Genomic DNA, 4214 nt, shown 5'->3' on the forward strand with positions numbered 1-4214 from the left:
CTCGGGGGAGGAGCCTGGGGGGAGCCGGGGGGAGCGGCCTCAGCCCCGCGGCGCGTACATGATCACACCGACGCCGGCCAGGCAGATCAGCGCACCGGCGACGTCCCACCCGTCCGGACGGAAACCGTCCACGACGACACCCCACACCAGCGACCCCGCCACGAAAACCCCGCCGTAGGCCGCCAGGATCCGCCCGAAATCGGGGGAGGGCTGGAACGTCGCGGCGAACCCGTACGCGCCCAGCGCCAGCACACCCGCCGCGATCCACACCGGGCCGCGCTCCTCACGCCACCCCTGCCACACCAGCCACGCCCCGCCGATCTCGGCCAGCGCGGCGACCACGAACAACCCGACCGACCGCAGCACACCCATACCGCTCACCCTACGAACACACGCCGTTCAAGAGCGCTTTCGCCCCCGCGGCGTCAACGCCGCTGTCCACCCCTGGTCAGACATTGATCAACAAGACAGGACATCCAGGATACTTTTCGTGATCATCGACGGCCCACCGGCGTATCACCCGCCCGGGAGGCCGCCCACCCCGCGAAAGGACACGGATGTCCAGCCGACGCTTACGCATCGGCGCTGTCTGCAGCGCCCTCCTGATCCCCGCGATCCTCGGCCTCACGGCACCGGCGAGCGCCGAATCCCCGGCCGCCCTCGCCGCCGAGCCCATCGACCTCACCAAGGTCGTCAACTACGCCGACTTCGACGAGGGCAAGCACGAGAAGATCGCAGCCCACGCGATCGCCCTCCTCAACGCCGCCACCCCCGGCTCCACCGTCAGGATCACCCTCTACTTCTACGACGCGCGGACGTCACCGAAGCACTCCTCGCCGCGGCGAAACGCGGCGTCAAGGTCCGCATCGTCATGGACGGCTGGAACCGGACCCGGCCCCAGTGGAAGGCCCTCGTCGCCGCGTCCAAGGCCCCCACCCCGCCGTCGGAGCGCGTCGCCGTCTCCACCTGCAGCCCGAAACGGGTCAGCTACAACGAACGCTGGGTGGCGTCCCGCGGCTGCATCGCCAATCGCGAGTACGACGAGGACAACGGCGAGCCCAGCAACGAGCCGTCCATCATGCACAACAAGTTCATGACGCTGTCGAGCGTGCAGACCACCTCCGGGACGGTGAACAACGTCGTCTACGTGTCCTCCGCCAACCTCGACTGGTGGAAGGGGCAGGACCGCCCCGATCTGAAGGCCTACGAGAACGTCGTCACCCTCGTGAGCGCCGAACTCCACAAGTTCTACGGCGAGCACTACTTCGAGGACCTGTACAACGGCCCGGGGACCACGGGGAACAACTCCTACGGCGACCCCGACCCCGACCCGGAGACCGACAACAACTTCCACAGCGCCAACAACGAGGTCTTCACCTATCCCAGGCAGGTCCACGACCCCGTCGGCGCCGCCATCGAGAGGGCGTCCAGGACGTGTTCCACCACCACGACCGACGACGTCATCAAGGTGGCCAACTTCAGGATCTCCCGCAGCAACATCACCGGGATCCTCGGGTTCGCCAAGAAGAGGGGCTGCACGGTCCAGGTCGTCACCGGCGACGTGGGAGACGACCCCGACACGCCGGGGAACGACCACTGGCTGGCGCTCAGCCTCCTCCTTGAGGCGGGCATCGACATCAAGGTGTGCCACCCCTCCATGGGGTCCTACTCGGAGATGCACGAGAAGACCTTGATGATCAATCACGGTCCCACCGCCGGCCTCTACATCGGCAGCGCCAACATGACCGACGGGGCCCTGAAGTACGCCGACGAGAGCGTCGTCCGGATCATGAAGACCTCGCCGATCTGGGCGAAGTTCGACCAGCACTTCAACGCCCTCCACGGTTACTGCCCCACGTGGGACGGCAGCTGACCTGACGAGAGACGCACGGGCCGATCGCGTGGTCCACCGCCGCCGTTCCGCGGCGATGGACCACGCGATTCGCGAAAACGCCGTACACCATACAGAATTTGGCTTCTGTCCGCTTTGATACTCTTCGTGCCGCCCGCCCCGGCAGCCCGCCGGCGAAGGCGAACGGGGGATGATCGGCCAGGTGAACGACCTTCTTCAGCCTCCGCGGCTCGTCCCGCCGACCACGGCGGTGCGCGAGTCGTTCCTGGCCGGGGAGTGGTCCGACTGCCTAGCGAGCGGCGCGCCGACCGGCTGGCTCGACCCGGCCCGCGAGGACTTCGGCGCGTTCGTCGCCGAGCGCCGCGGCGTCCAGACCCGCTGGGACGTGCCCTGCAGCACGTTCTGGTACGTGTCGGGGGAGCACTACCTCGGCACGCTGATCGTCCGGCACCGCCTGACGCCCGAGCTCGCCGAGGTCGGCGGCCACATCGGGTACCACGTCGTCCCGGCATGGCGGCGGCGGGGCCACGCCACGCGGATGCTCGCGGCGGGCCTGGACGAATGCCGCCGCCTCGGACTGGACCGCGTCCTGCTGACCTGCACCGCCGACAACGAGCCGTCCCGCCGCGTGATCGTCGCGAACGGCGGCGTCCACGACGGCCGCGCCCACGGCGAGGACCATTACTGGATCACGCTCGCGCGAACCACCTGAACCGCCCGGTTCGCCCCGCTCCGGCACCCTTTGATCGTTGGTCGATAATGTACATTATGTTAAGTAGAGCTGATCATGGCCGCTCTCGCGCCGGCCCGGCCGGGGCCCGTGTGCGAAGCGGTTGCGGGCGTTAGAGTGCGGGCGTTCGCGGTTGGCGACTATGCGAGGCGGGCGGTGTGGCGGTCGTGATCCCTGAGCGGTTCGTTCGCGCGTTGGACGGCTTCGAGGCGGTGCTCGCCGCGGTCCCGCCGGATCGGTGGCTGTCGCCGTCGCCGTGCGAGGGCTGGTGCGCGATCGACGTGGCGGGCCACGTGACCGCCGGGCTGCTGGTGGTCGAGCTGCGCGCGGCGGGGCGGCCGCTCCCCCAGGACGATCCCGACTGGCGCGAGGTGGCCGGCGGGGATCCGGTGGCGAGCTGGCGTGCGGTGCGGGCAAGGATGACGGCGCAGTTGAACCCGGAGGCGCTGGCGCGGCGGATCACGCTGGGGTTCGGGGATGTCGTCACGCTGAGTGACTGGTTGGAGACGTATCCGGTGGAGTTGCTCGTCCACACGTGGGATCTGGCGCAGGCGACCGGGCAGGAGGTCGTGTTCGACGCGGATCTGGCGGGGTCCGCGCTGAAGACGGCCAGGCACCTGGCGCCGCGCGGGCGTGAGGCCGGGTTCGTGGGCGCCGAGCGTGTCCTTCCTGATGGGGCGGGTGATCAGGAGCGGCTGCTGGCGTTGTACGGCCGCGCTCCCCTGGGCGGCTGATCCCTCGCCGCTCCCCCAGCTCCCCCCGCTCCCCCGCCGCCCGGTCTCCGGGATTTGCGGGTGCGGTGGGCGGGCGGTGCGGTTAGGGTGCGGAGTATGACCTGGCGACATTGATCTTCACCTGAGGCGGGGCTCGCGCGCAGGCTGTACGCCTACGCGTTCCTCGAGGATCTCGTTCTTCTGTACCCGGTGTACGCGCTGCTGTTCGCCGATACCGGGTTGTCTCCCGCTGCGATCTCGTCGCTGTTCGTGATCTGGTCGGTGACGACGTTCACGCTTGAGGTGCCGTCCGGTGTGTGGGCGGACGTGTTCTCGCGCCGGACGCTGCTGATGATCGCTCCCCTGCTCGCGGGTACGGGTTTCGGTCTGTGGTCGTTGTTCCCGTCGTATCCGGTGTTCGCCGTGGGTTTCGTGTTGTGGGGCGCGGGTTCGGCGCTGCGTTCGGGGACGATGCAGGCGCTGGTGTACGAGGAGCTGGAGCGGGTCGGGGCGACGGGTGCGTATGCGCGGCTGATGGGGCGGTCGGAGGCGGTGTCGCTGCTGGCGGTGGTGGCGGCGTCGGCGCTGGCGGGTCCGGTGCTGGCGGCGGGCGGGTATCTGGCGTTGGGCGCGGCGAGTGTGGCGGCGTGCGTTGCGTGTGCGGCGGTGGGGTGGTTGCTGCCGGAGTCGCGGGGCGGTGGCGGTGAGGATGAGGAGGAGCCGTCGCTGGGGTCGGTGGTGCGTGCGGGGTGGGCGCAGGTGCGCGGTGGGTCGGCGGTGCGGTGGTCGCTGGTGCTGGTGATGGTGGTGGAGGGGGTGACGTCGCTGGACGAGTACGTGCCGTTGCTGGCGCAGTCGACGGGGGTGGCGGCGGCGTCGGTGCCGTTGCTGGTGCTGGTGGTGACGGTGGGTGATGCGG

5 protein-coding genes are annotated in these 4214 nt (G+C 69.6%); 4 read left to right on the plus strand and 1 reads right to left on the minus strand.

Annotated features, from left to right (window positions below; all coding sequences use genetic code 11):
* Positions 1 to 39: 39 nt before the first annotated feature.
* Positions 40 to 372 carry a YnfA family protein gene (locus tag E1287_RS42265; RefSeq protein ID WP_131971612.1) on the minus strand — a complete coding sequence of 111 codons (333 nt, stop codon included), beginning with the start codon at positions 370 to 372 and terminating at the stop codon, positions 40 to 42.
* Positions 373 to 490: 118 nt separating this feature from the next.
* On the opposite strand from E1287_RS42265, the gene E1287_RS42270 reads away from it, so the two are divergent.
* The 4 genes from E1287_RS42270 to E1287_RS42285 all read left to right on the plus strand — a co-directional run.
* Positions 491 to 1873, plus strand: coding sequence for a phospholipase D-like domain-containing protein (locus E1287_RS42270; protein ID WP_165969465.1), 1383 nt, complete (start codon positions 491 to 493; stop codon positions 1871 to 1873).
* A gap of 181 nt (positions 1874 to 2054) precedes the next feature.
* Complete coding sequence (locus tag E1287_RS42275) at positions 2055 to 2564, plus strand: GNAT family N-acetyltransferase (RefSeq protein ID WP_207934799.1); 510 nt, start codon at positions 2055 to 2057, stop codon at positions 2562 to 2564.
* Between the two features lie 176 nt (positions 2565 to 2740).
* Positions 2741 to 3316 (plus strand): TIGR03086 family metal-binding protein, encoded by a 576-nt coding sequence (locus E1287_RS42280; RefSeq protein ID WP_131971618.1) that lies wholly within the window; start codon positions 2741 to 2743, stop codon positions 3314 to 3316.
* Positions 3317 to 3505: 189 nt separating this feature from the next.
* On the plus strand, positions 3506 to 4214 hold a 709-nt coding region (locus tag E1287_RS42285; RefSeq protein ID WP_207934800.1), incomplete at its 3' end, for an MFS transporter.

Source organism: Actinomadura sp. KC06 (assembly GCF_004348735.1).
Lineage (GTDB): Bacteria > Actinomycetota > Actinomycetes > Streptosporangiales > Streptosporangiaceae > Spirillospora.

Coding starts and splice junctions, on each gene's coding strand:
- E1287_RS42265 (WP_131971612.1), bottom strand. CDS start 372: ATGGGTGTGCTGCGGTCGGTCGGGTTGTTCGTGGTCGCCGCGCTGGCC.